Source organism: Enterococcus sp. AZ140, assembly GCF_051714405.1.
GTDB lineage: Bacteria > Bacillota > Bacilli > Lactobacillales > Enterococcaceae > Enterococcus_B > Enterococcus_B pernyi.
This window is the reverse complement of sequence record NZ_JBIORU010000001.1, coordinates 2922518-2947450: the sequence shown is the minus strand read 5'-3', so window position 1 is coordinate 2947450 and position 24933 is coordinate 2922518. Positions and strand designations below refer to the sequence as shown.

Annotated in this window: 21 protein-coding genes; 20 read left to right on the top strand and 1 reads right to left on the bottom strand. The window is 40.5% G+C overall.

All coding sequences use genetic code 11. The features are described 5' to 3' along the window. Positions 1–948: 948 nt before the first annotated feature. The 9 genes from IGJ39_RS13435 to tkt all read left to right on the top strand — a co-directional run bounded on the left by IGJ39_RS13435 (position 949) and on the right by tkt (position 8979). Positions 949–2433, top strand: a complete 1485-nt coding sequence (locus IGJ39_RS13435; protein WP_195339569.1) for a BglG family transcription antiterminator — start codon at positions 949–951, stop codon at positions 2431–2433. Beyond that, complete coding sequence (locus tag IGJ39_RS13430; protein ID WP_019722934.1) at positions 2423–2833, top strand: PTS sugar transporter subunit IIA; 411 nt, start codon at positions 2423–2425, stop codon at positions 2831–2833. Before IGJ39_RS13435 ends, IGJ39_RS13430 begins: the two co-directional genes overlap by 11 nt. 30 nt (positions 2834–2863) lie before the next feature. After that, a complete protein-coding gene (locus IGJ39_RS13425) occupies positions 2864–3175 on the top strand; it encodes a PTS fructose transporter subunit IIB (protein WP_019722933.1) in 312 nt (103 codons plus the stop codon). 15 nt (positions 3176–3190) lie between these two features. Further along, positions 3191–3640, top strand: coding sequence for a fructose PTS transporter subunit IIA (locus tag IGJ39_RS13420; RefSeq protein ID WP_010734013.1), 450 nt, complete (start codon positions 3191–3193; stop codon positions 3638–3640). Positions 3641–3660: 20 nt separating this feature from the next. Further along, on the top strand, positions 3661–3975 hold the full coding sequence (locus IGJ39_RS13415; protein ID WP_010734014.1) for a PTS fructose transporter subunit IIB: 315 nt from the start codon (positions 3661–3663) through the stop codon (positions 3973–3975). Positions 3976–4000: 25 nt separating this feature from the next. After that, positions 4001–5101 carry a PTS fructose transporter subunit IIC gene (locus IGJ39_RS13410; RefSeq protein ID WP_010734015.1) on the top strand — a complete coding sequence of 367 codons (1101 nt, stop codon included), beginning with the start codon at positions 4001–4003 and terminating at the stop codon, positions 5099–5101. 31 nt (positions 5102–5132) lie between these two features. After that, positions 5133–5786 (top strand): fructose-6-phosphate aldolase, encoded by a 654-nt coding sequence (fsa, locus tag IGJ39_RS13405; RefSeq protein WP_019722932.1) that lies wholly within the window; start codon positions 5133–5135, stop codon positions 5784–5786. Further along, entirely contained in the window at positions 5787–6476 is a 690-nt protein-coding gene (gene alsE / locus IGJ39_RS13400) for a D-allulose 6-phosphate 3-epimerase (RefSeq protein WP_019722931.1), read from the top strand. 508 nt (positions 6477–6984) lie between these two features. Continuing rightward, positions 6985–8979, top strand: coding sequence for a transketolase (gene tkt, locus IGJ39_RS13395; RefSeq protein WP_430608080.1), 1995 nt, complete (start codon positions 6985–6987; stop codon positions 8977–8979). Between the two features lie 126 nt (positions 8980–9105). On the opposite strand, the gene IGJ39_RS13390 is transcribed toward tkt, so the two are convergent. Continuing rightward, on the bottom strand, positions 9106–10257 hold the full coding sequence (locus IGJ39_RS13390; RefSeq protein ID WP_019722727.1) for an ROK family transcriptional regulator: 1152 nt from the start codon (positions 10255–10257) through the stop codon (positions 9106–9108). Between the two features lie 257 nt (positions 10258–10514). On the opposite strand from IGJ39_RS13390, the gene xylA reads away from it, so the two are divergent. The 11 genes from xylA (at position 10515) to IGJ39_RS13335 (ending at position 24695) form a co-directional block, all read left to right on the top strand. After that, positions 10515–11822, top strand: a complete 1308-nt coding sequence (gene xylA, locus IGJ39_RS13385) for a xylose isomerase (protein ID WP_019722726.1) — start codon at positions 10515–10517, stop codon at positions 11820–11822. 103 nt (positions 11823–11925) lie between these two features. After that, complete coding sequence (locus IGJ39_RS13380) at positions 11926–13542, top strand: glycoside hydrolase family 43 protein (protein WP_019722725.1); 1617 nt, start codon at positions 11926–11928, stop codon at positions 13540–13542. 40 nt (positions 13543–13582) lie between these two features. After that, a complete protein-coding gene (locus IGJ39_RS13375) occupies positions 13583–15094 on the top strand; it encodes a sugar ABC transporter ATP-binding protein (protein WP_019722724.1) in 1512 nt (503 codons plus the stop codon). Between the two features lie 41 nt (positions 15095–15135). Beyond that, complete coding sequence (locus IGJ39_RS13370) at positions 15136–16101, top strand: ABC transporter permease (protein ID WP_019722723.1); 966 nt, start codon at positions 15136–15138, stop codon at positions 16099–16101. Between the two features lie 25 nt (positions 16102–16126). Then, on the top strand, positions 16127–17176 hold the full coding sequence (locus IGJ39_RS13365) for a sugar ABC transporter substrate-binding protein (protein WP_010734026.1): 1050 nt from the start codon (positions 16127–16129) through the stop codon (positions 17174–17176). Between the two features lie 92 nt (positions 17177–17268). After that, a complete protein-coding gene (gene xylB, locus IGJ39_RS13360) occupies positions 17269–18753 on the top strand; it encodes a xylulokinase (RefSeq protein ID WP_019722722.1) in 1485 nt (494 codons plus the stop codon). 44 nt (positions 18754–18797) lie between these two features. Continuing rightward, the gene (locus IGJ39_RS13355) at positions 18798–19412 is read left to right on the top strand and encodes a ThuA domain-containing protein (protein WP_229048972.1); all 615 of its coding nucleotides are present in this window, start codon (positions 18798–18800) and stop codon (positions 19410–19412) included. Between the two features lie 93 nt (positions 19413–19505). After that, on the top strand, positions 19506–21155 hold the full coding sequence (locus IGJ39_RS13350; RefSeq protein ID WP_019722720.1) for a MutS-related protein: 1650 nt from the start codon (positions 19506–19508) through the stop codon (positions 21153–21155). Between the two features lie 434 nt (positions 21156–21589). Beyond that, positions 21590–22531, top strand: a complete 942-nt coding sequence (locus IGJ39_RS13345; protein ID WP_010734030.1) for an ABC transporter ATP-binding protein — start codon at positions 21590–21592, stop codon at positions 22529–22531. Beyond that, entirely contained in the window at positions 22524–23294 is a 771-nt protein-coding gene (locus tag IGJ39_RS13340) for an ABC transporter permease (protein ID WP_010734031.1), read from the top strand. The genes IGJ39_RS13345 and IGJ39_RS13340 overlap by 8 nt, the downstream gene beginning before the upstream one ends. Positions 23295–23729: 435 nt before the next feature. Next, a complete protein-coding gene (locus tag IGJ39_RS13335) occupies positions 23730–24695 on the top strand; it encodes a tRNA dihydrouridine synthase (protein ID WP_019722719.1) in 966 nt (321 codons plus the stop codon). Positions 24696–24933 lie beyond the last annotated feature (238 nt).

Below are 24933 nucleotides of genomic sequence, written 5' to 3'. Positions count from 1 at the left end.
TGTGTGTCCACTTGATTAACTTATTTGTAAATCATGAGCTTGGTAAGAAAGTTATCTTATTTCATATAGATAGTTATTTTAAGGTTGCGCGGTGGTTCAAGTGATTTAAGTTGGAAACATGAGTAAAACAAGCCAACTGAGGAAATAAAATCTCTTATCAAAAATATTTCAAAAGGATATTTATGATGTTCGCTTTAAAATTGATGTCCAAAATGTTATGTTTTCATATAGTTATCTTTAGTTTCAAAAAATGTAACTATTTGGTTGTTAAAAAAGCTGACCTTCAACAGTAAGCTGAAAAATCAAAAAATATGTAAAGCTATTTTCTAATTTTCCACCTTACTGCTCAGGTCAAAACGCTTTTCTCACAACCTAGATAAACGGTGTTCAAGAATCAACACTTCAATAATAAGCCAAAAAAATCAAAAATGAAAAAGCCATTTTCGATTTTTCTGTCTTATTACTCAGTGCTGACCGCTTCTTTCACAACCTAGATAAACGGTGTTCGAAAGCTAACTCCTACGATATTAAGCCAAAAATTGAAAAAATATGAGAAGCTATTTTCTCAATTTCTGTCTTAATACTTGGAGTTGCCCAGCTTTCTCACAACCTATGATAAACGGTGTTCGAAAAACTGACCTTCAACATTAAGCTGAAAAATCAAAAAATATGGAAAGCTATTTTCGATTTTTCTGTCTTATTACTCAGTGCTGAACGCTTCTTTCACAACCTAGATAAACGGTGTTCAAGGAGCAACACTTCGGTCATAAGTCAGAAACATCAAAAATGAAAGAGCCATTTTCGATGTTCCTGACTTATGCCTTAGTGCTGACCGCTTCTTTCACAACCTTGTGTAACCGAATACATTTTGTCCGCTGCAAGGGACATTATGTAGTGAAGCAGAATAAAAAAAATCGCTTATGATAAAGATACAGGGGGGATAGAGCTATGACTAGTCAAATGGATCGAGGGAATAAATTAACGCTTCTTTTATCAAAGCAAAGAGATTATGTTACTGCTGAAGTGTTGGCAGAGTTAATGAGTACCTCTACCAAGACGGTCTACCGCTTGGTTAAAAAAATGAATGACGAGTTTCCAAATGGGCCACTGATTTTGTCTGAAAAGGGTCGGGGGTACAAACTGGATTATGAAAAATATATTGCACAGACGAATCAAACAATTGTGTCTTCTGTGGAAGTCCTACCGTCAGAGCGGCAAAATAATGTGATGGAAGAATTATTATTATCCTCGCCTAAAGCACTAAAAGTCATTGATTTGTATCAAACCTATTATGTTGGTGATTCAGCGATCGCGAATGATGAAAAAATCATTGCGGAACGGATTTCAGCGTATGATCTGCAATTGGTCCGCAAAAATCGGACATTAGCCATCAAAGGCAAGGAAGAGAATATCCGTCGAGCGATCACTGAGTTGATTCAACGATTGAATATTTTCGATATTGATGAAATCGCTTTATCGGACGAATTTTCGTTTAATCGTTACGATGCGAATTTTGTCATCGAACAGATCAAGCTGATTGAAAAAAAACTCAATGGCACGATTCCTTACCCATACAATATCAATATTTTCTCCCATCTATACATTGCGGTACGTCGCGCAAGAAAAACGAATTATCAAGCCACTGGAGAAAAATTAACGATGGAACAATTACAAGTTTTAGATAATGAATCCTTGATTCGTGATATTGCCATCGAAGTGATCCGCCAAGTGGAAGTATATTTGAAAACGAAATTACCAGTAAGTGAGATCTACTATCTTTATCAATATTTACTTTCTTCTAGAACGGATAATAGTCAAATGAAGACCCAAACGTTCACAGAAGAAGTGATTGAGATTACTTCTTATTACTTGCATCAAGTTGGTGAGAAGCTAAATCTCAATGTAGCAAGCGAGATGATTTTTACAGATCTTGCTAATCATATCAAACCTTTGGTCAATCGGTTGCGCCATCAAATCAGAGTGAAAAATAGTTTGTTGGATCAAATCCAATTAACGTATGAAACGATTTTTAATACGGTTGCTGAAGTATCAAAACAGGTGAGTCAAACGTTTCAGCTTCCAACGATCACGCCTGATGAGATTGGGTTTATCACCTTGTATTTTGCACGAATCATTGAGACGCACCAATTTCCGATCCAAACACTGATCATGTGTACAACTGGCGTGGGAACTTCTGAATTATTGAAGGTGAAGTTAGCCAAAAAATTCCCAGAATTAGAAATCGTAGATATGATCAGTACTAAAAATTATCAATCAGTGTTAGAGAAGACACCAGGAATCGAGTTGATTTTAACAACAGTTGGCCTGAAAGAAGCATTTCCTGTTCAATCTTTGATCGTTAGCGCGATGTTGACCGCTGATGACCAGTCAAGAATCCAACAGAAAATCGAGGATATTTATCATGATAGATAATTTTGTGGAAATAGTTGATCAGATTGCATTAACGTCAAAGGCAGAAACTTATGAATGGATCAGTCAACAAGTCTTCCCTACCTCGAAAGAAAAGGCACAAGCGATCCAACAGGCATTGTTTGAGCGAGAAGAGGCAGGAGATATCCAAATTGAGGAAGGCGTGATTTTGCCTCATCTTGAACATCCAGCACTAGCCAAAACACAGGTCTGGGTGATTCGTCCCCAACAGCCAATTACTGAATGGTCGGAACGAATGGCAAAAGTGGAATTGCTCATCGTTGTCTTACTAGCAGAAAATGAAACACTGGCAGTCAAACGACAGCTTGCTGATTTTATGCGACAACTGGCTGATTCGGACTATCTAGATGAATTGAAAACTGGTAATTTCACAGAACGATAAAAATACTATCAAAAATTGGAGGAACCAATAATGAAAATCGTTGGAGTAGCAGCATGTACAGTGGGAATCGCCCATACGTATATTGCACAAGAAAAATTAGAGAATGCAGCGAAAAAAGCGGGTCATGAGATCCATGTCGAAACTCAAGGAACGATCGGGATTGAAAATGAATTGCCACAAGAGGCAATCGATCAAGCGGATATCGTGATTCTAGCAGTGGATGTCAAGATCAGTGGACGGGAACGTTTCGAAGGAAAGAAAATCATCCAAGTACCAACAGAGATCGCGGTAAAATCACCAAACAAATTAATCGAAAAAGCAATGGAAGTTGTCAGTAACTAATGAGGAGTGAGGAAAATGGAGATCAAAGAAATCATTGATCCAACAATCATCAAAACGAACTTAAACGGAAAAACGAAAGATGCGGTCTTATATGAATTAGCCAATCGCTTATATGAACAAGAATACATTACGGATGTCGAAGCATTTGTGAAAGATATTTATTTGCGAGAAGCGCAAGGTCAAACAGGGATCGGTAATTATATCGCTATTCCACATGGAAAAAGTGCGTATGTGAAGAAGGTCGGTGTGGCGATCGGGGTGACTGAAAATGAAATTCCTTGGGAGACATTAGACGGTAAGGGTGTGAAAGGTATCATCTTGTTTGCAGTCGGAGACGATACGGAAGGTGCGCAAAAACATTTGAAATTGTTGTCCTTATTTGCCCGTAAGTTAGGAAATGATGAAGTGGTGGAACGTTTGATTGCTGCAAGAGAAATCGATGAAGTAGTCGCTGCATTTGGCTAAAGAGTGAGGAGGAAGAAAAAATGAAAATCGTTGGAGTAGCAGCATGTACGGTGGGGATCGCTCATACGTACATTGCGCAAGAAAAGTTGGAGAATGCCGCAAAAAAGGCCGGGCATGAGATCCATGTGGAAACACAAGGAACGATCGGGATCGAAAATGAATTGACGGCAGAGCAAATCAGTCAAGCAGATGTCGTGATTTTAGCTGTAGATGTCAAAATCAGTGGTCGTGAACGTTTTGAAGGAAAACGAATCGTCCAAGTACCGACAGAAGTTGCTGTAAAATCACCGAGTAAGTTGATTGAAAAAGTAGAAGAAGTAGTCGTGCAACAATAATTACCAGAATGGGGGAGACAAAAAAATGGAGGCAATTAAAAAGTTAAATTTAAAAGGACATTTATTGACAGCGATTTCATATTTGATTCCAATCGTATGTGGTGCCGGATTTCTGATTGCAATCGGCATGGCCTTTGGCGGAACAAGTCAAGGAACACTTGTACAAGGTGAGTTTTCGATTTGGGATGCGTTAGCAACGATGGGTGGCGCTGGTTTAGGATTATTACCAGTTGTGATCGCTACTGGGATTTCTTATTCCATTGCAGCTAAACCAGGGATCGCACCAGGTTTCATTATTGGGTTAACAGCAAATGCAATTGGTGCTGGTTTTATCGGGGGGATTTTAGGTGGTTACTTAGCAGGGTATCTGGTTTTAGGTATTTTAAAACATGTCAAAGTACCAAAATGGGCAAAAGGATTGATGCCAACATTGATTATTCCATTTATTGCTTCAATTGTTGGTGGCTTAGTCATGGTGTATATCATTGGCGCGCCAATCGCAGCATTAACGCTATTATTAACGAATTTCTTAGATGGATTAGGCAATTCTTCCTTATTGATTTTTGGTGGTGTGATCGGCTTATTAAGTGGGATCGACTACGGTGGTCCAATCAACAAAACCGTATTTGCCTTTGTGTTGACGATGCAAGCGGAAGGGTTGAATGGCCCGATTACCGCACTGCAATTAGTCAATACAGCCACACCGATCGGCTTTGGTTTAGCTTATTTTATCGCCAAAATGTTCCGCAAGAATATCTATACAAAAGTGGAAGTAGAGACATTGAAATCAGCCGTACCAATGGGTGTCATCAATATTGTTGAAGGTGTGATTCCTTTAGTTATGAATGATATCGTACGTGGTGTAGTCGCAACAGCAATCGGAGGATTTGCTGGTGGTGCAACAACGATGATCTTAGGTGCGGATGCAACGGTTCCTTTCGGTGGTGTCTTGATGATTCCAACGATGTCTCGACCATGGGCAGGTGTGATCGCAATCTTAGTGAACGTTTTAGTTACAGCCGTCGTTTTAGCTGTGATCAAAAAGAACGTGCCGGAAGAAGAAATGGACTTAGTAGTAGAAAAAGAGGAAGAAGATATCAGTTTAGATGATATTCAGATTTTTTAAAATAAGTGCGTAAAAAAGAGGGGCAAAATCGATGAAATTTTTTCTAGATACAGCAGATGTAATAGCAATCAAAACAATCAATGCGCTAGGTTTAGTCGATGGGGTGACAACCAATCCGACGATCATTGCCAAAGAAGGACGCGTGTTTGAAGAAGTCATCAAAGAAATCTGTTCGATCGTTGACGGACCTGTCTCAGCAGAAGTGACTAGTTTGGAAGCAGACGGCATGGTCGCAGAAGCGAAAGAGATCGTCCAATGGGCGGAAAACATCGTGATCAAGATCCCTATGACAGAAGAAGGATTGAAAGCGACGAACGAATTATCTAAATTGGGGATCAAGACCAATGTCACATTGATTTTCTCTGTGGCGCAAGGGTTACTAGCAGCAAAAGCAGGTGCGACATTTATTTCACCATTTTTAGGTCGATTAGATGATACCGGAACGAGCGGGATCGAGCTTGTCGCAAAACTACGTGAAGTACTAGATACTTACGGGTTTTCTACAGAAATCATTGCAGCAAGTGTCCGTAATTCGGAACATGTGGAAAAAGCGAGTTTAGTTGGCGCACACATTGCCACTGTACCGCCATCATTGTACCAAACGTTGTGGAGCCATCCATTGACCGATAAAGGGATTGCTCAATTCATGGCGGACTGGGAAAGCTTTCAAGGAGGGAACAAATAAATGGGAAAAGTGGAATTTTCACCTTCATTGATGACGATGGACTTAGATAAGTTCAAAGAACAAATCGAATTTTTAAATGATCATGTCGATTCTTACCACATCGATATCATGGATGGTCATTATGTACCAAATATCACATTATCTCCATGGTTCATTGATGAGGTACGTAAAATCAGTAATCTACCGATGTCTGCGCACTTAATGGTTAAAGACCAAAGTTTTTGGGTGAATCAATTAATCGAGCAAAAGTGTGAATGGATCTGTATGCACGCCGAATTATTAGATGGTTTAGCTTTTCGCTTGATCGATCAAATCCATGATACAGGGTTAAAAGCTGGCGTCGTTTTAAACCCAGAAACACCGATCGAAGCCATCTTCCCATACATCGAATTGGTCGATAAAATCACGATCATGACGATCGATCCAGGATTTGCTGGACAACGGTTTATTGAAAGTACACTGGATAAGATCGTTGCTTTACGCGAACTACGCGAAGAAAAAGGGTATCACTATTTGATTGAAATGGACGGCTCTTCTAACCGTAAATCCTTCAAACGAATCGATGCAGCAGGACCAGATATTTACATTGTCGGTCGCAGTGGCTTGTTTGGTTTAGATGAAAAAATCGAAAAGTCATGGGAAATCATGAAAACCGATTATGAAGAAATGACTGGGAAAACGATCGGGTAAGAGAAGGCCGTGAGAAAGCCGGTCAGCTCCGAATAGTAAGGCGGAACGTGGGAAAATAGCTTCACATATTTTTTCACGTTTCGACTTACTATTGAAGGAGTTGGCTTTCGAACGCCGTTTGTCTAGGTTGTGAAAGGAGCGTTCAGCACTAAGGCATAAGTCAGGAACATCGAAAATGGCTTTTTCATTTTTGATGTTTCTGACTTATGACCGAAGTGTTGCTCCTTGAACACCGTTTATCATAGGTTGTGAGAAAAGCGTTTTGACCTGAGCAGTAAGATAGAAAATTGTAAAATAGCTTTCCATATTTTTTCACGTTTCGACTTACTATTGAAGGAGTTGGCTTTCGAACACCGTTTATCTAGGTCGTGAGAAAGTCGGTCACCATCGAGTAATAAGACAGGAAAATCGAGAATGCCTCATTCATTTTTGATTCTTCTGTCTTATTTTCAAAGTGAAAATTAAAGAATGGGCATTATTTTATAGGAACGAATAAGGAGGAATTATATTGTTTGATAAAGTAGATCAGCTTGGTGTGAATACGATCCGTACATTGAGTGTCGATGCAGTACAAAAAGCAAATTCAGGACATCCGGGGTTACCAATGGGTGCCGCGCCAATGGCTTATGCCCTTTGGACGAAACACTTGAAAGTGAATCCGAAAACTTCTAAAAACTGGGCAGACCGTGACCGTTTTGTCTTATCTGCGGGACATGGTTCAGCGATGTTGTACAGCTTGTTACACTTAGCAGGGTACCAAGTGACGATCGATGACTTGAAACAATTCCGTCAATGGGAGTCAAAAACACCAGGACACCCTGAGGTCAACCATACCGACGGCGTCGAAGCAACGACTGGTCCTTTAGGTCAAGGGATCGCGATGGCTGTGGGGATGGCAATGGCAGAAGCGCATCTAGCAGCGACCTACAACAAAGACCAATTCAACGTCGTTGATCATTATACCTATGCGTTATGTGGCGATGGCGACCTGATGGAAGGTGTGTCTCAAGAAGCAAGTTCGATGGCTGGTCATATGAAATTAGGGAAATTAATCGTTTTATACGATTCAAACGATATTTCTTTAGATGGACCAACCTCAAAAGCCTTCACTGAAAATGTTGGCGCACGCTATGAAGCTTACGGTTGGCAACATATCTTGGTCAAAGACGGCAATGATTTGGAAGCTATCTCAAAAGCAATTGAAGAAGCGAAAGCCGAAACCGACAAACCGACATTGATCGAAGTGAAAACGGTCATCGGATTTGGTGCACCAAACCAAGGAACTTCTGCGGTCCACGGCGCACCACTTGGCTTAGAAGGCATTCAAAAAGCCAAAGAGATCTATGGTTGGGAATACCCTGACTTTACCGTACCAGAAGAAGTGGCGGAACGTTTCCGTCAAACGATGGTTGAAGAAGGCGAAAAAGCTGAAAATGCTTGGCGTGAGCTGTTCGCAGCATACAAAGCAGCATATCCAGAATTAGCCCAACAATTCGAAGATGCCTTTGCTGGGAAATTAACAGAGAATTGGGATGCCGAACTTCCAACGTACGACGAAGGTGAAAGCCAAGCGAGTCGTGTCTCAAGTAAAGAAGTTATCCAAGCATTATCAAAAGCGATCCCAAGCTTCTGGGGTGGTTCTGCCGATCTATCTGGATCAAACAATACGATGGTGACAGCAGACAAAGATTTCACGCCTGAACACTATGAAGGCCGCAATATTTGGTTTGGTGTTCGTGAGTTTGCGATGGCATCAGCGATGAACGGGATCCAATTGCATGGCGGTACCCGGATCTATGGGGGAACATTCTTTGTCTTTGTCGATTACTTGCGACCAGCTGTGCGTTTAGCAGCGATCCAAAACACGCCAGTTATTTTCGTCTTGACCCATGACTCTGTAGCAGTTGGTGAAGATGGTCCGACACATGAGCCAGTGGAACAATTGGCTTCGGTTAGAAGTATGCCAGGTGTCCATGTCTTACGTCCGGCGGACGGGAACGAAACTCGTGCGGCGTGGAAAGTTGCGATGGAATCGACAGATACACCAACGATCTTAGTCTTGAGTCGTCAAAATCTACCAGTTCTTCCAACAACAAAAGAAGTGGCAGATGATATGGTTAAAAAAGGTGCCTATGTCTTGTCTCCAGCTAAAGGGGAACAACCAGAAGGAATCTTGATCGCGACAGGTTCAGAAGTGGATCTAGCGGTCAAAGCGCAAAAAGTATTGGCGGAACAAGGGAAAGATGTCTCAGTGGTTTCTATGCCAAGTTTTGATTTGTTTGAACAACAATCCGCGGAATATCAAGAAAGTGTCTTGCCAAAAGCAGTGACGAAACGTGTTTCTATCGAAATGGCTGCTTCATTTGGCTGGGAGCGCTATACGGGAACAGCAGGGGCAATCATTGCGATTGATCGTTTCGGCGCGAGCGCACCTGGGGAAACGATCATCCAAAATTATCAGTTTACAGTGGAACATGTTGTTGAAGTGTTTGATCAATTGTAGAAGGTATTTTTGTTCTTTTACTATTTAAAATTTCAAGTTAAAGATACACGTACTTTATTTAGATAAAATCTGCCAAACTGGAATTCAATGTTTTCCGGTTTGGCAGATTTTTTTATTGATTCATGATTATTTTAATTTCAGGTGTTTGATTTCTAAAAAGTTTTGGAGATTTAAGACCAATCCTCCTAGAAGTGTCGCTTTTTCGTTCAAGGAGCTGTTGCGGACGACTAATTGATTCGAAAAATGATTGTGCAGATTCCCTTTTAATTGTTCGATCATATCAGGTATTTCGCGATAAAGTGAGCTATTCAAAATAATGATCGATGGGTCATAATGGGCGATCAAGTTGTTGATACCGATCGTCAAGTAGTTGATATTTTCTTCTACGACTTGTCGCGCATCACGATCTTGGTTTTGGTAGTATTCTCTAAGGATGATGGCATTGACATAGTCTAGGTTTTTTTTCTGAGCAAACCGATCGTAGCAAACTTTGTTGGCAGCATACATCTCCAAACAACCTCGGTTGCCACAGCGACATTCCTTGCCGTCCATCACGATGATCTGATGACCGATTTCACCAGCAAAACCATGGGCACCAACCTCTAAATTCCCATTTTTGACGATTCCTGCACCAATGCCGCTGTGCATATTGATACTGACAAGATTTTCCGAATCTGAGGTAAAGCTATACTCACCTAAAGCTGCCAGATTTGCTTCATTTTCCAAATAGACAGGATAGTCTCTCAGTTTTTCAGCTATTTTGCGAAAAGGAATGTGATCGAAATTGTAATGTGGGCCAAAAATCGGCTCACCATGGTAGACAGGGCCATGAACGGCTATTGCTACACCAATAATGCCATACTCTGTCGTCGGAAGATGTTGTTCAAATAACGTGAAGATTTCTGAAAGATACAGATGGATGGCTTCCTCATCTAATGTGATTGGCTTTTTTTGGATATGTTGGATCTCTTCCCCATCTAGATAAGTAAGGAGAGCATGGATGTAATTATAGCCGATGTCAATAGAAATAGAGAGGCCAGCTTTTCCATTATATTGAAGAATGATTGGTTTACGTCCACCGACATTACTAGATTCTCCAATGCCAGTCTCGATGACCAGTTGATCATCGATCAATTTTTTCACAATGGAGGACACAGTTGCTTTGGTTAGTCCAGTTATGGCTGAAAGCTCTGCACGAGAAAGAGCGGGTTGATTCATAATCAATTCTAAACAGAGAGACTCATTTGGGCTCCGTCGAGTATACGTTGGATTTTTCAAAGTAAATCACTTCCTATTCATTATGTAATGAGGATACGTTCTAAAGTATACTGGTAATCTCATTATTTTTCTAGTTATTTATCTATAGCTATTTCGTTTTGTAAAGTAAATAAATTAACTTCATTCGAATATAAATGCTTTGATAATAATAAAAAATAACTTGACTATAATTATGAAAGCGTATACTATATGCTTGTTAAGTTAGTTTGTTAGATAAACTAACTAATATAGAATGAATAAATTAGGAGGAATATGTTATGAGCTATTTTCCACAAATAGAAAAAATCCAATATGAAGGTACAACGACAACCAATCCCTTTGCTTTTCGCCATTTTAATCCAGAAGAGGTAGTTGCCGGTCAAACGATGAAGGAGCATTTACGATTTGCTGTTGCTTACTGGCATACCATGACACAAGATGGCAGTGATCCATTCGGCTCACCAGTCAATCAAAGAACGTGGCTAGGTGCGACTGAAATGGAAACCGCAAAAAATCGAGTAGCGGCCTTTTTTGAGATTTTAGAAAAATTAGGTGTCGAATATTTTTGTTTCCATGATGTCGATATCGCGCCTGAAGGGGATAGTTTAGAAGAATTCTATGCAAATTTAGATGAAATCACCGATTTGATCAAGGAACAGATGGAGCGTACGGGAATCAAACTACTTTGGAATACTGCAAATATGTTCAGCCACCCACGCTACGTGAATGGTGCAGCTTCAACGAATCATGCGGATGTCTTTGCCTATGCTGCTGCTCAAGTCAAAAAAGGCTTAGACATCTCAAAAAAACTCAACGGTCAAAATTATGTCTTCTGGGGTGGTCGTGAAGGGTATGAAACGTTGTTGAATACGGATATGGCGTTTGAACAAGATAATATTGCACGTTTGTTCAAAATGGCGATCGCGTATAGTGAAAAAATCGATCATACGCCACAATTCTTGATTGAACCAAAACCAATGGAGCCAAGTAAACATCAATATGATTTTGATGCTGCAACGGCTTTACAATTTATTCAAAAATATAGTTTACAAGAGAAATTCAAGCTGAATCTAGAGGCTAATCATGCTACGTTAGCTGGGCATACGTTTGAACATGAGATCGAAGTAGCACGGATCAATAACGCGTTAGGTTCCCTAGATGCGAATCAAGGGGATGTGTTGCTTGGTTGGGATACTGATGAGTTCCCAACGAACGTCTATGATGTCACATTGGCCATGTATGGTGTCTTAGAAAATGGCGGTATCGCACCAGGAGGAATCAATTTTGATTCGAAAGTCCGTCGTTCCAGTTTTGCCATGGAAGATCTATTCTTAGCACATATCGCAGGGATGGATACCTTTGCTAGAGGGCTGAAGGCAGCTGCGAAATTAAAAGAGGATCGCTTCTTCGATACCTTAAAAGAGAAACGCTATGCTACGTTCCAAGAAGGCATTGGGGAATCCATTGTCAACGACAAGGAAGATTTGGAAAGTTTGACTGACTATGCATTGAAGTTGAAAGACATCGAACTGGAATCAAGCCATATCGAATATGTCAAATCTTGTTTGAATGATTATTTAGTTTAATCCAACTTATGGAGAGTTTCATTCAGTTAGCTAAGGATAGATGTCACTGACTCCTTTGGATGGTTGAAAGGGATTCTCCTAAAAAAATAGAGTGAGGTGTACGATGAAAATTAAAAATCCAGTATTAACAGGTTTTCATGCTGATCCGTCTATTGTGCGTGTGGGAGAAACCTATTACATTGCCAACTCAACGTTTGAATGGTTTCCAGGCGTTCAGATCTATGAGTCGCAGGACTTGATGAATTGGCGTTTAGTGGCACGTCCATTGGCTTCTGTCGAGATGTTGGATATGAAGGGCAATGAAGATTCAGGAGGGATTTGGGCGCCCGATCTCTCTTATGCGGATGGGAAATTTTGGTTAGTTTATACCGATGTCAAAGTGGTCAATGGTGCGTTCAAAGATTGTACAAATTATTTGACTACTGCAGAAGAGATCACTGGTCCATGGTGTCAACCGATCCGGTTGAACGGTGTCGGCTTCGATGCTTCTCTTTTCCATGATGACGATGGCCGCAAATACCTGGTTCAAATGGAATGGGATCATCGCGAATACCATCATCCATTTAACGGGATCAAATGCACCGAATATTCAGTAGAAGAGCAACGTCTACTTCCGGAAACAGGTAAGATCATTTGGAAAGGAACTGACGTGAAATTAGTGGAAGGCCCACATCTTTATAAGTTATTTGGTTATTATTATTTGTTTTGTGCAGAAGGTGGTACCGTCTATACGCACCAAGAAGTGGTGGCACGGGCTAAAACTTTAGAAGGAGCTTTTGAAAGCCAAGCAGAGACCTTTTTAACTGCCTATGACTCTCCAGAAAATCCGTTGCAAAAATGCGGGCATGGTGCATTAGTCGATACACCAGAAGGCGAATGGTATTTTGCCCATTTGACTGGTCGACCGTGGCATCACAAAAATGAATCCATCCATGATCCTCGTGGCTGGTGTACATTAGGCAGAGAAACAGCGATCCAAAAGGTGACATGGTCTAAAGAATTGTGGCCAGAAATCGTTGGTGGAAAGCAAGGGAGCATGGAGGTGGAAGCACCTAAAGGAGTGACACCTCACCCTTATGAAAAACTGCCAGAAAGGACTAACTTCGAACAAAGCGAACTGCCACCACAATTTCAAACAGTACGTGTCCCTTTTACGAAGGACATCGGCATCTTGAAAGAGGGAAAGCTGACATTACGAGGTGCCGGAAGTTTAGCCAATACACATGGAAACTCCCTAGTTGCTAGACGTTGGCAAGCATTTGAGTTTGAAGCAGAAACTGCATTGAGCTATTCGCCAACGACCTTCCAGCAAATGGCAGGGCTGACGAATTATTACAATTCGCAACATTGGTCGATGATCCAAGTGACTTGGCAGGAAGAAAAAGGGCGGGTCATTGAACTCACTGAGAATAATCAAGGCGTATTCAAAAGTTATTTGCAGGAACAGGTCATTCCAATTCCAGAGGATGTAACAGTTGTTTATTTCAAAACGATCGTCAGAAGAGAAACTTACACATATGCTTATTCGTTTGACGGAAAAACATGGATCGAATTAGCGATCCAGTTAGACGCAAAAGTACTATCCGATGAATATGTCAACCAAACCCATGGTGGATTTTTTACGGGTGCGTTTGTGGGAATGGTCAACATCGATTACTCAGGATATGATTTGCCAGCTGTTTTTGATTATTTTGATTATCGGGAAAAGCAAAGTGAATAGGACAGTGTGGTCGCTTCAGGAGTAAGAGGGGAGATCTTTCATGGAAAAAGAACGTTTATTTTCAATGTCTAATATTGAAAAAAGTTTTGGCCCTGTCCACGTCTTGAAAAAAGCAAGACTTGAGATAAATAAAGGCGAGATCCATGCTTTTATGGGAGAAAACGGAGCCGGTAAGTCTACTTTAATGAACATTCTTGCTGGATTGATCGATAAGGACGAAGGAGAAATCATATTTGAAGGGAAAGAAATCCCTAAAATGACTCCTGACTTCGCACAAGAATTAGGGATTGCCTTTGTTCATCAAGAGTTGAATCTAGCAGAAGATTTGTCTGTGGCAGAAAATATTTTTATTGGTCGTTTGCCCTATAAAAATAAGGCGTTAGGAATTGTTGACTTCAAAAAATTATATGAAGACACGCAACAATGGCTGAATCTAGTAGGATCTGCGATTTCTCCTACTACACTGGTTGCTTCGTTGTCTACTGCCAATAAACAATTAGTTGAAATTGCCAGAGCGCTTAGTTTGAACGCCAAAGTGATCATTTTTGATGAGCCAACGACTTCTTTGTCTGAAAAAGATGTCGAAGTTTTGTTTATTATCATTCGCAGATTGAAGGAAAAAGGTGTATCCAGTATTTACATCTCCCATCGGATGAAAGAGATCTTTGAATTAGGTGAACGAATCACGATCATGCGCGACGGGGAATATATCTTGACAGATGAAGTGAAAAACTTGTCTGAAGAAGCGATCATCGCTCGCTTAGTTGGGCGAGAAATCAACGATCTGTATCCGAAACAACCTACCCAATTAGGAGAAACTTACTTACAAGTTTTGAATCTTTCTGATTCTTTTGGGCGGGTGAAAAATATTAGCTTCCAGGCAAGACGAGGGGAAGTATTGGGCTTTGCGGGGTTAGTAGGAAGTGGTCGAACCGAAACGATGCGATTGATTTTCGGTGCAGATCGAGCAAAATCTGGTGAAATCAAATTGGCGAACCAGCCGGTAGTGATCAAGTCACCGGTGGATGCGATTCGTCAAGGAATTGGACTACTAACGGAAGACCGTAAACATCAAGGCTTGTTTCTTGGTCTCTCGATCCAGGACAATATCACGATAACGAATCTAGGTGGATTTGTATTAAAACATGAATCACTTAATCAAACGGCTCATCAGTTTGTACAAGACGTGAAGATCAAGATCAGCGATATTGCGCGTCCAGTTGCCAGTCTCTCTGGTGGGAATCAGCAAAAAGTCGTTTTAGCAAAATGGTTGAATACCACAAATCAAGTATATATTTTTGATGAACCGACAAAAGGTATTGATGTGGGGGCAAAATCAGAAATCTATACGATCATCAATGAGTTGGCACGCCAAGGGAAAACGATTTTGATCGTCTCTTCGGAAATCCCTGAATTATTAGGGATCTGCGATCGAATCCATGTTTTTCGGGAAGGTGAGATTACAGGAGAAGTCGTCGTCGCTGAGTATCAGGACAGAAAAGATGAGGCGCAAGAATTGATTATGACCTATGCTACGCTTAATGAGCATTAACGATTCTTCAGTTAGAGGATATGTAAACAAAGGAGAGAACGATGGAAAAACGAAACAAGTTAACGATCAAGTCACTTTTTATGAACTACTCTGTTTATTTAGTGTTAATTGCTTTAGTCCTATATTTTTCAATTGCAAATGCGAATTTTTTGAGTACATTCAATATTGAAAATTTCTTCCAACAAATTCCACCGGTAGGTATTTTAACTGTTGCTTATGCGATGATTTTGATTTGCGGCTATGTGGATCTATCAATTGGTTATGTCGGAATGGCATCAGGAATGCTCGGTTTATATGCGGCAAATCAAGGAATGCCTGCGCCAGTCGTTGTGCTTCTGGCATTATTGACAGGGGCAATGTTAGGCGCGGTGAACGCTTTGTTGATCAAGAAATTTGATTTGCCTTCGTTTATTTTAACGTTAGGAACAAGTTATGTCATCAAAGGGATGCTCGGCTTTTTCACGGACGAACAATTTATCGGTTCCGAAAACGAATGGTTCAATCGCTTAGCGAAAACGCCGATCGGTACGGATATGTTCAAAAGCAATGCCTTGATTTTTTTAATTATCATCATTGTATTTGCTTTTATAATGAAAAATACTCGTCTAGGAATATATACCTATGTGGTAGGGTCAAATCAAGAAGCAGCCAGACTATCCGGTATCGATACGGATAAACATATCATCAAGATGTTTATGATTGAAGGAATGTTAGCAGCCATCGCTGGTTTGTTGATTGTTTCGAATTTAAATGGTGGCGCTTCCAAAGATGCGAATGGCTTAGACTTGTTCGCAATGGCGGCAGCTATCATGGGTGGTACATCATTTAGCGGTGGAATCGGCACGATTGGCGGAGCGGTAGCAGGTATCTTAACCTTACAAGTATTTAAAAATGGCTTGACATTGATGGGGGTAAATTCATTTTTACAAGATACAGTGACCGGTCTAGTCATTATTTTAGCAATCATCATTGATTATTTGAAACGTCGAGCAAGTCGTCAGTCATAATTATAATCTAAGGAGTGAAAAGACCATGTTAAAAAAATCATTTTGGGTCATCAGTATGTTCGTTGCGTTATTATTAGTTGGTACAGGATGTAGTACGAGTGATTCTGCAGATGCAGATAGCGAAAAGACCTTGTATTTCATTCCAATCGTAGACACCGGAGCTTATTGGAACCCCATGAAAAAAGGAGCAGAGGATGCGGCACAAGAATTGGGCTATACATTGGTCACGAAAACATCTCCTTCTGCTGAACCAAGTAAGAAAGAGAAACATATCGGCTTTATCAGAGAAGCAGTTGCCAAAAACGTAGCAGGAATCGCCATTGCACCGATTGAGAAAAAAGCGTTCGTTGATCCAATCAAAGCAGCCATGGATAAAAATATTCCAGTCATCACCTTTGATGCCGATTTAGAAAATCCTGAAGATCGGACAGCTTACGTCGGTACAGACAATGTCTCAGCTGGAAAAGAATTAGGGTTACGTGCGGCTGAAGAAATGAAGGCAAAAGGCATTACCGGTGGTTCGATCGCCATTGTTTGTGTGGACGTCGCACAACCAACTATGATCGATCGTGAAAAAGGACTGAAAGAAGGTTTTGCAGAAATCTATGGAAAAGATGCTGAGAACTTTAAGTTTTTAGCGACAATTCAAGACAATGATCAACCATCAGAATCTAAAAAACAATTAGAAGGCTACATTGCGGCGAACAGAGACTTAGTCACTGTCTTTTCATTAGGTTCAGAAGGGCCGAATGTCGGTGTGATGAGTGCATTAGAATCTCAAGGAAAAGCAGGACAGGTGCTTCATTATGGATTTGATTATACGGACACTTGGTTAAGCGGAGTAGCGGACGAACGAATCACAGCGATCGTTGACCAAGATGCGTACCAAATCGGCTATCAAGTGATCGAGAATTTAGTGAAAGCAATCGACGGTGAAACAATTGACGCAACAATTCCGATCGATGTCAACTATGTGTTAGCGGAAGAGTTAGAAGAGTACGGAAAAGAAAAAAGTAAAGTGAAAACAGACTCAGTAGAAGATTCTTCAGTAGAAAGTACAGAAGAAACAGAATAAAAAGCGTATGTAATCAGTGGAAAGGAACAGGCGGTGTCTTGATGGAACGGACTGTTTCTTTCGCTTGTTTTTCTCGGAAAGGGGAACGATTCATGTATGTATTAGGTTTAGATCTAGGAACAAGTGCCTTGAAGGGCCTAGTGTTTGATCGAAAAGGAAAGTTAGTGGCAGAAGCAGTTGCTTCTTACCCTATGAGCAATCCACAGATGGGGTATAGCGAGCAACAACCGGCGGATTGGCTCAAAGCAGCAGATCAAATATTGAAAGAATTATTAGGGAAAGTGACTGATCTTAAAGATGAATTGGCAGGCATTAGTTTTTCTGGACAGATGCACAGCTTAGTTCTTTTGGATGAAGCCGATCAAGTTGTAAGACCAGCTATTTTATGGAATGATGTTCGTACGACACCACAATGTCAACAAATCACTGAAATAATGGGCGATAAGTTGTTACAGCACACGAAAAACAAAGCGTTAGAAGGATTTACACTACCGAAAATCTTATGGGTCCAAGAACACGAACCAGCGAGTTGGGAAAAGGTCAAACACATTCAATTACCGAAAGATTATTTACGATTCTGGTTGACTGGTTCGTATCATATGGACGAGTCAGATGCGGCTGGCACACTACTGCTGAATCAAGAAACGAAGCAGTGGGATGAAGAAATCTTAGAAGAATTTGGGATCGATCCAGCCATCTTACCTCCTTTAGTGGCTTCTACTGAAGTGGTGGGGACATTGAAAGAGGAATTAAAAGAAAGATACGGCTTTACCAAGCCAGTCAAAGTGATTGCAGGCGGTGCCGACAATGCCTGTGGCGCTGTTGGCGCTGGTATTTTAGAAGAAGGTCTGGGATTATGTTCCATCGGCACAAGTGGAGTATTCCTTCGTTACGAAAAAAATGTGGATAGAGACTATCAAGGAAAGCTCCATCTCTTCCAACATGCCTCAGGTGCCGCGTATTCCATGGGTGTGACCTTAGCAGCTGGCGACAGCTTGAGTTGGTTCAAACAGCGCTTTGCTCCTGATCGTTCCTTCAGCGAGTTGCTATCAGAAATCGGAAGTGTTGATGCAGGCAGTAATGGCTTATTGTTCACGCCTTATATCGTAGGGGAACGAACGCCTTACAGTGATAGTCAAATCAGAGGAAGCTTTATTGGGATAGATACGCAACACGAATTGAAACATTTTACCCGCAGCGTGCTAGAAGGGATTACCTTCTCTCTAAAGGACTCCCAAGCGATCATGGAAGAGATGACCCAACAAAAAATCGAAACAATCGTATCAGTCGGTGGCGGCGCAAAAAATCAGACGTGGCTACAAATGCAAGCGGACATTTTCAATCGACCGATCGTTACTTTAACCACCGAACAAGGACCTGGGCTTGGCGCAGCTATGTTAGCAGCAGTAGGCTGTGACTGGTTTACCGATTTGAACGAATGTGCAAGTGTTTTTGTTTCCTACCAATCCCCTGTGCAACCGAACCCGCAACAAGTGGAAGTTTACCAAAAAGTGTATGCGCGTTATCGTAAAGTATACGAATGTACAAAGGAAATTTGTCACATGTACGAAAAATAATAACCGAGTACCTAAGTGAAAGGAGTGTGTTCCTAGTGAAAAAAATGATCACGTTGTTAGGCGATTTTTACCATCCACATGATCCGTTAGTCAACTATTTTCAGGGGATCGCTAAGCACTTCCCACAAGAACTAAAGATGACTGATCTGACGATCGAGCAACTAACCAAAGCATTACATGAGCAACCTGATTTATTCCTCCTTTCAAAGGAAAATCGGTTAGCACCCGAAACAAATGACGCTTTTTGGTTAAATGAAACATACGATCAGTTGATTACAGACTATGTGGCGGGTGGCGGCAGCCTGATTGCGTATCATTCAGGACTTTCTAGCTACCCGATCCACTCTGCGTTTAGTGAGATGTTGCGGGGGCGCTTCCTTCAACATCCCAAACCTACAGAAGTAACCTATCGAGAACCAAATGGTAAGTCTTACAAAATATGGGACGAACACTATTTCACTGAGGTAGCTATAGGAGAAACGGAAGTTCTGATGCACAGCTATTCTCACTATGGTGAATCGATTGCCGCTTGGCGACATCTGTATGGCAAAGGAAAAGTTTTTTGTATGACTCCTGCACATTTTTCAGAAGGATTGCAACATGAAGAAAATCAAAAGGTACTTTTCGATGGAATTAGTTGGTGTCTAGAATCAACATGAATATGGTGAAAAAGAAGGATAGTTTTTTTATAACTCCATTTATGTTTCCAATCAGTGCTATACTTAAAGTATTCAATAGATTGGAGAAAATTTATGAGTCAAACAGAATTTATCATGCTCCTGATCGTCGGCATCATTGGAATCTTAATTGTCTTAGAAATCAATTCGCGAAAAAAATTAAGAGCAGATGTCCGTTACAAATGGGGGAAGCTTCCATATCAAGTACGATTTGATAAGGAGGAGAGCTTAAAAGAAGCTTGGCAGACAGAAAAAAAGTTTCGCACGTGGGACAGTGAAGTCGATGACTTGACTTGGTATGACCTAGATATGTTTGAAGTATTCGAAACGCTCAATCATACGTATTCAAGTGTGGGTTCAGAAGCGCTTTATCAGCGACTGCGTAATTTTGATTTTGGACAAGATCAGCGTCTAGAAAAGTTGATTACTTTCTACCAAGAAAATCCTAAGTTGAGAGAAGAAATCCAATATCAATTTGCACGAATTGGAAAAAAAGACCGGAATTTTGCCAAACAATACTTAGCAGATGGCAAAAGCAAAAGAATTGGTCATATTGGGCTATTTGCCTTTTTAGGCATGTTACCACTCATTGGTTTAGGCTTGTTTTTACTTGGACAAGTGATCGGCATTTATCTCGCGATCATTAGTGTGTTATTCAATACGGTTTATTACTTGATAAAAAAGCAAACACTCGAAACTGAACTTAATAGTATGAGCTATCTTGTTTCTACGATTTCTGCGGCGAAAAAAATAGCTACGTTTGCCACACCGTTACAAGCAGAGTTACAAAAAAATGTTCAGCCTTTAAAAGAAATCCCTAAGTTTGGTTTTTCATTTCGAGTGAAAAATGGCTCAGAAGCGGAGTTGTTTTTTGACTACTTGAATATGATGTTCATGTTGCCATTTATTTCGTATCATTTTGTCATCAGCCGATTGGAAAAGAAAACGGAACAAGCGATCGAATTATGGCAATTACTCGGAGAGTTAGAAGTAGCTGCGGCAGTGTTGAATTATCGCACCTACATGCCCTATTCTTGTCAACCTGTCTTTGCAGAAGGCGGGATCATGGCAGAGGATACGTATCACCCTCTGATTGCAGAGGCAGTCGTCAATCCCATCGATTGGCAACAGAATACATTGGTCACAGGCTCGAATGCTTCAGGAAAATCGACGTACGTCAAAAGCATTGCCATCAACTGTATCTTAGCGCAAACGATCCAAACTGCCTTAGCCGAATCTTTCACGATCCAACCCGGTCATGTCTTGACCTCGATGGCGATCGAAGATAATTTGTTTGAAGGCGATAGTTACTTTGTTTCAGAAATCAAATCGATCAAGCGTTTATTACAGCAAGTGGAAACAAAAGAACGTTGCTATTGCTTTGTCGATGAGATCTTGAAAGGGACAAATACGATTGAACGGATCGCGTCTTCAGCAGCTATCGTGAATTGGTTAAGCGACTTCCCTTCTTTAGCCTTTGTCGCAACACATGATATCGAACTGACAGAGATCTTGAAAAAAGATTGTGCCAATGTCCATTTTGAAGAGCAAGTGACGCCTGAGAAAGGGATCAGCTTTGACTTTAAATTAAAACAAGGACCTGCTAAGACAAGAAATGCTATCGCGTTATTAGATGTGCTGAAGTATCCTACAGCAATCGTGAAAGAGGCACAAGCAGAAGCCGCCTATTTTGATCAACATCGCCAATGGCGGGTAGTGGAGTAAGAAATAAGCCCAAGCTGAAAGTATTTAGTCAATAACCATCATTGATAATGAAAACCACAGAGACGACAGAATTATTTTCTGGAAGGACTTGTGGTTTTTTCATTTTCATCTTATTACATGGAGCTTAACGGCTTTCTCACAATCTAGATAAACGGTGTTCAAGGAGCAACACTTCGGTCATAAGCCAAAAAAATCAAAAATGAAAAAGCCATTTTCAATTTTCCTGTTTTATGCCTTAGTGCTGAACGCTCCTTTTACAACCTAGATAAACGGTGTTCGAAAGCCAACTCCTTCAATAGTAAGTCGAAAATTGAAAAAATATGAGAAACTATTTTCTCAATTTCCGCCTTACTATTCGGAGCTTAACGGCTTTCTCACAACCTCTTTACATGCTAAAATAGTAAATCAGACAAAATAAGGAGAGTTAGTAAAAAATGACATATGCTCTTGAGATAAATGAGTTAAGAAAAATATATGGGACAGGTGTGGAAGCACTCCGAGGCATTGATCTGACGGTTGAAGAAGGAGATTTTTATGCATTATTGGGACCAAATGGTGCAGGTAAATCAACAACGATCGGGATCATCACTTCATTAGTGAATAAGACATCGGGAAAAGTGAAAGTCTTTGGCTATGACTTGGATACAGATTTAGTACGAGCAAAACAACAAATCGGTTTAGTGCCCCAAGAATTCAACTTCAATCCGTTTGAAACAGTGCAACAAATCGTTGTCAATCAAGCGGGTTATTATGGTGTTTCTCGTAATGAAGCATTGAAACGTAGTGAAAAATACCTTAAACAATCTAATTTGTGGGAGAAACGCAATGTTCGTGCGCGGATGCTTTCAGGTGGGATGAAACGACGATTGATGATTGCCCGTGCATTGATGCATGAACCCAAATTATTGATTCTAGATGAACCCACCGCGGGTGTCGATATTGAATTAAGACGAGAAATGTGGGAATTTCTACGTGAATTGAATCACGCAGGAACAACGATCATTTTGACGACTCATTATTTGGAAGAAGCAGAAATGCTTTGTCGAAATATTGGAATCATCCAATCGGGTGAACTGATTGAGAATACCTCTATGAAAGCCTTGCTTTCCAAATTACAATTTGAAACGTTTATCTTTGACTTAGCACCTTATGATAAAAAGCCAGAGATCATTGGCTATACAAGTATCTTAGAAGATGAACGCACACTTGCGGTTGAAGTGGAGCGTGATCAAGGAGTGAATGGGATCTTTGAACAGTTAAGTGCGCAAGGGATCAAAGTCTTGTCTATGCGCAATAAATCCAATCGCTTAGAAGAACTTTTCTTGAAAATTACGGAAGAAACTTATCATATGGAGGCAACGAAGAAAAATGTTTAATCTTTATTTTACTGCATTAAAAAGTTTAGCAATCAAAGAAACCAATCGCTATATGCGTATCTGGGTACAAACGCTAGTACCACCAGTGATTACTACGTCTTTGTATTTTATCATTTTTGGGAAAATGATCGGGGGACGAATCGGTGATATGGGTGGTTTCTCCTACATGGAATTTATTGTTCCCGGATTGATCATGATGTCCGCCATCACAAGCTCTTATTCAAATGTTTCTTCTTCGTTCTTTTCACAAAAATTCCAAAAGAATATCGAAGAGATTTTAGTTGCCCCTGTACCAACACATGTCATCATCTGGGGATTTGTGATCGGTGGGTTGGGACGGAGTGTCTTGGTCGGTGCATTAGTCACAATGATTTCTCTATTTTTTGTGCCATTACATGTCTATTCATGGACGATCGTTGTATTAACACTATTGATGACCGCTATCTTATTCTCGCTTGCTGGGTTGATCAATGGGATTTTCGCCCAATCTTATGATGATGTGTCCATTGTACCAACGTTTGTGTTACAACCTTTGACTTATCTTGGCGGGGTGTTTTATTCGATTTCGATGTTGCCACCGATTTGGCAAGCCATCTCAAAAGTAAATCCAATTGTTTATATGATCTCAAGTTTCCGTTATGGTTTCTTAGGCACCACAGATGTGCCAATCTTCATTTCGATTGCGATCCTTGTACTGTTCATTGTAGTGCTTTATTCAACGTGTTGGTACTTGATCAATAAAGGTAGAGGGTTAAGAAGTTAAACGAACGAGGCGAGCTAACTCCTTCAATAGTGAGTCGAAAATTGAAAAAATATGAGAAGCTATTTTCCCAATTTCCGCCTTAATATTCGGAGCTGACCGGCTTTCTCACAACCTAGATAAACGGTGTTCAAAAAGCTGACCTTCAACATTAAGCTAAAAAATTGCAAAATATGAAAAGCTATTTTACAATTTTCTATCGTACTGCTCAGGTCAAAACGCTTTTCTCACAACCTATGATAAACGGTGTTCAAGGAGCAACACTTCGGACATAAGCCAGAAAAATCAAAAATGAAACAGCCATTTTCGATTTTCCTGTCTTATGCCTTAGTGCTGATCGCTCCTTTCACAACCTCTTTGCTTCTTTTTCTTTTTCCTTGTATAATGGCAACAATGTTTTTGATGGAACTTTTTATATAGCGAAATGGAGTGTACTTGATGAAGAATAATTTTTGGGCTGAACTACCTACGCCCTTTTTTGTATTAGCACCGATGGAAGATGTAACAGATGTGGTTTTTCGCCATGTTGTCCAAAAGGCCGGTGCGCCGGATGTGTATTTCACCGAATTTACTAATTCAGATAGTTTTTGTCATCCCGATGGCAAAGAAAGTGTCAAAGGACGTTTGACATTTACTGAAGATGAACAACCGATGGTGGCACATATCTGGGGAGATAAACCGGAATTTTTCAGAGAGATGAGTATTCAACTTGCCGAGATGGGTTTTAAAGGAATAGACCTCAATATGGGTTGTCCGGTACCGAATGTGGCAGAACGTGGAAAAGGTAGTGGCTTGATCCTACGTCCTGAGGTTGCGGCAGAATTGATCGAAGCTGCAAAAGCTGGAGGGTTACCGGTAAGTGTAAAAACACGTATTGGCTACACAGAGCAAGCTGAAATGGTTGATTGGATCAGTCATTTACTAAAGCAAGATATCGCGAATCTTTCTGTTCATTTACGTACACGCAAAGAAATGAGTAAAGTGGCGGCACATTGGGAACTAATTCCTGAAGTCGTTGCCTTGCGTGACCAAATTGCCCCACAAACGAAGTTGACGATCAATGGTGACATCCCTGACCGTCAAACAGGGCTTGAATTAGCGGAAAAATATGGTGTAGATGGCATCATGATCGGCCGAGGTATTTTTAAAAATCCATTTGCCTTTGAAAAAGAACCGAGAGAGCATTCAGCAGAAGAACTTATTGATTTACTGCGCTTGCAACTAGATTTACAAGACCACTATGCAAAAGAGATCCCACGTTCGATCACAGGCTTACATCGTTTCTTCAAAATCTACGTCAAAGGATTTCCAGGAGCCAACGATTTGCGTGTGCAATTGATGAACACGAAATCTACTGATGAAGTTCGGGCACGATTAGATGAATTTCAACATAAAACTGAATAAACAGTTGAGGTTGTGACAAAAGTCATCAACCAAAAAAGCTGTGACATCTAAAAAATATGAAAATATTTTCGGATGTCATGGCTTTTTTTGACTGAATTGGCTTTTGAAGGCTGTTTATTCAGTTTTAGCTAACAATGGCTATCTAGATTGTATATTTCACGCGTAAATAATACTGAGTGAAAAATGATAAAAAATGAATTAAAAACAAAGAAAAATGAAGAAAATTTAATGTAACGTA

Bases quoted from the DNA above. Each gene is read 5' to 3' on its own strand.
- IGJ39_RS13435 (WP_195339569.1), top strand. From the start codon at position 949: ATGACTAGTCAAATGGATCGAGGGAATAAATTAACGCTTCTTTTATCA.
- IGJ39_RS13430 (WP_019722934.1), top strand. From the start codon at position 2,423: ATGATAGATAATTTTGTGGAAATAGTTGATCAGATTGCATTAACGTCA.
- IGJ39_RS13425 (WP_019722933.1), top strand. From the start codon at position 2,864: ATGAAAATCGTTGGAGTAGCAGCATGTACAGTGGGAATCGCCCATACG.
- IGJ39_RS13420 (WP_010734013.1), top strand. From the start codon at position 3,191: ATGGAGATCAAAGAAATCATTGATCCAACAATCATCAAAACGAACTTA.
- IGJ39_RS13415 (WP_010734014.1), top strand. From the start codon at position 3,661: ATGAAAATCGTTGGAGTAGCAGCATGTACGGTGGGGATCGCTCATACG.
- IGJ39_RS13410 (WP_010734015.1), top strand. From the start codon at position 4,001: ATGGAGGCAATTAAAAAGTTAAATTTAAAAGGACATTTATTGACAGCG.
- fsa (WP_019722932.1), top strand. From the start codon at position 5,133: ATGAAATTTTTTCTAGATACAGCAGATGTAATAGCAATCAAAACAATC.
- alsE (WP_019722931.1), top strand. From the start codon at position 5,787: ATGGGAAAAGTGGAATTTTCACCTTCATTGATGACGATGGACTTAGAT.
- xylA (WP_019722726.1), top strand. From the start codon at position 10,515: ATGAGCTATTTTCCACAAATAGAAAAAATCCAATATGAAGGTACAACG.
- IGJ39_RS13380 (WP_019722725.1), top strand. From the start codon at position 11,926: ATGAAAATTAAAAATCCAGTATTAACAGGTTTTCATGCTGATCCGTCT.
- IGJ39_RS13375 (WP_019722724.1), top strand. From the start codon at position 13,583: ATGGAAAAAGAACGTTTATTTTCAATGTCTAATATTGAAAAAAGTTTT.
- IGJ39_RS13370 (WP_019722723.1), top strand. From the start codon at position 15,136: ATGGAAAAACGAAACAAGTTAACGATCAAGTCACTTTTTATGAACTAC.
- IGJ39_RS13365 (WP_010734026.1), top strand. From the start codon at position 16,127: ATGTTAAAAAAATCATTTTGGGTCATCAGTATGTTCGTTGCGTTATTA.
- xylB (WP_019722722.1), top strand. From the start codon at position 17,269: ATGTATGTATTAGGTTTAGATCTAGGAACAAGTGCCTTGAAGGGCCTA.
- IGJ39_RS13355 (WP_229048972.1), top strand. From the start codon at position 18,798: ATGATCACGTTGTTAGGCGATTTTTACCATCCACATGATCCGTTAGTC.
- IGJ39_RS13350 (WP_019722720.1), top strand. From the start codon at position 19,506: ATGAGTCAAACAGAATTTATCATGCTCCTGATCGTCGGCATCATTGGA.
- IGJ39_RS13345 (WP_010734030.1), top strand. From the start codon at position 21,590: ATGACATATGCTCTTGAGATAAATGAGTTAAGAAAAATATATGGGACA.
- IGJ39_RS13340 (WP_010734031.1), top strand. From the start codon at position 22,524: ATGTTTAATCTTTATTTTACTGCATTAAAAAGTTTAGCAATCAAAGAA.
- IGJ39_RS13335 (WP_019722719.1), top strand. From the start codon at position 23,730: ATGAAGAATAATTTTTGGGCTGAACTACCTACGCCCTTTTTTGTATTA.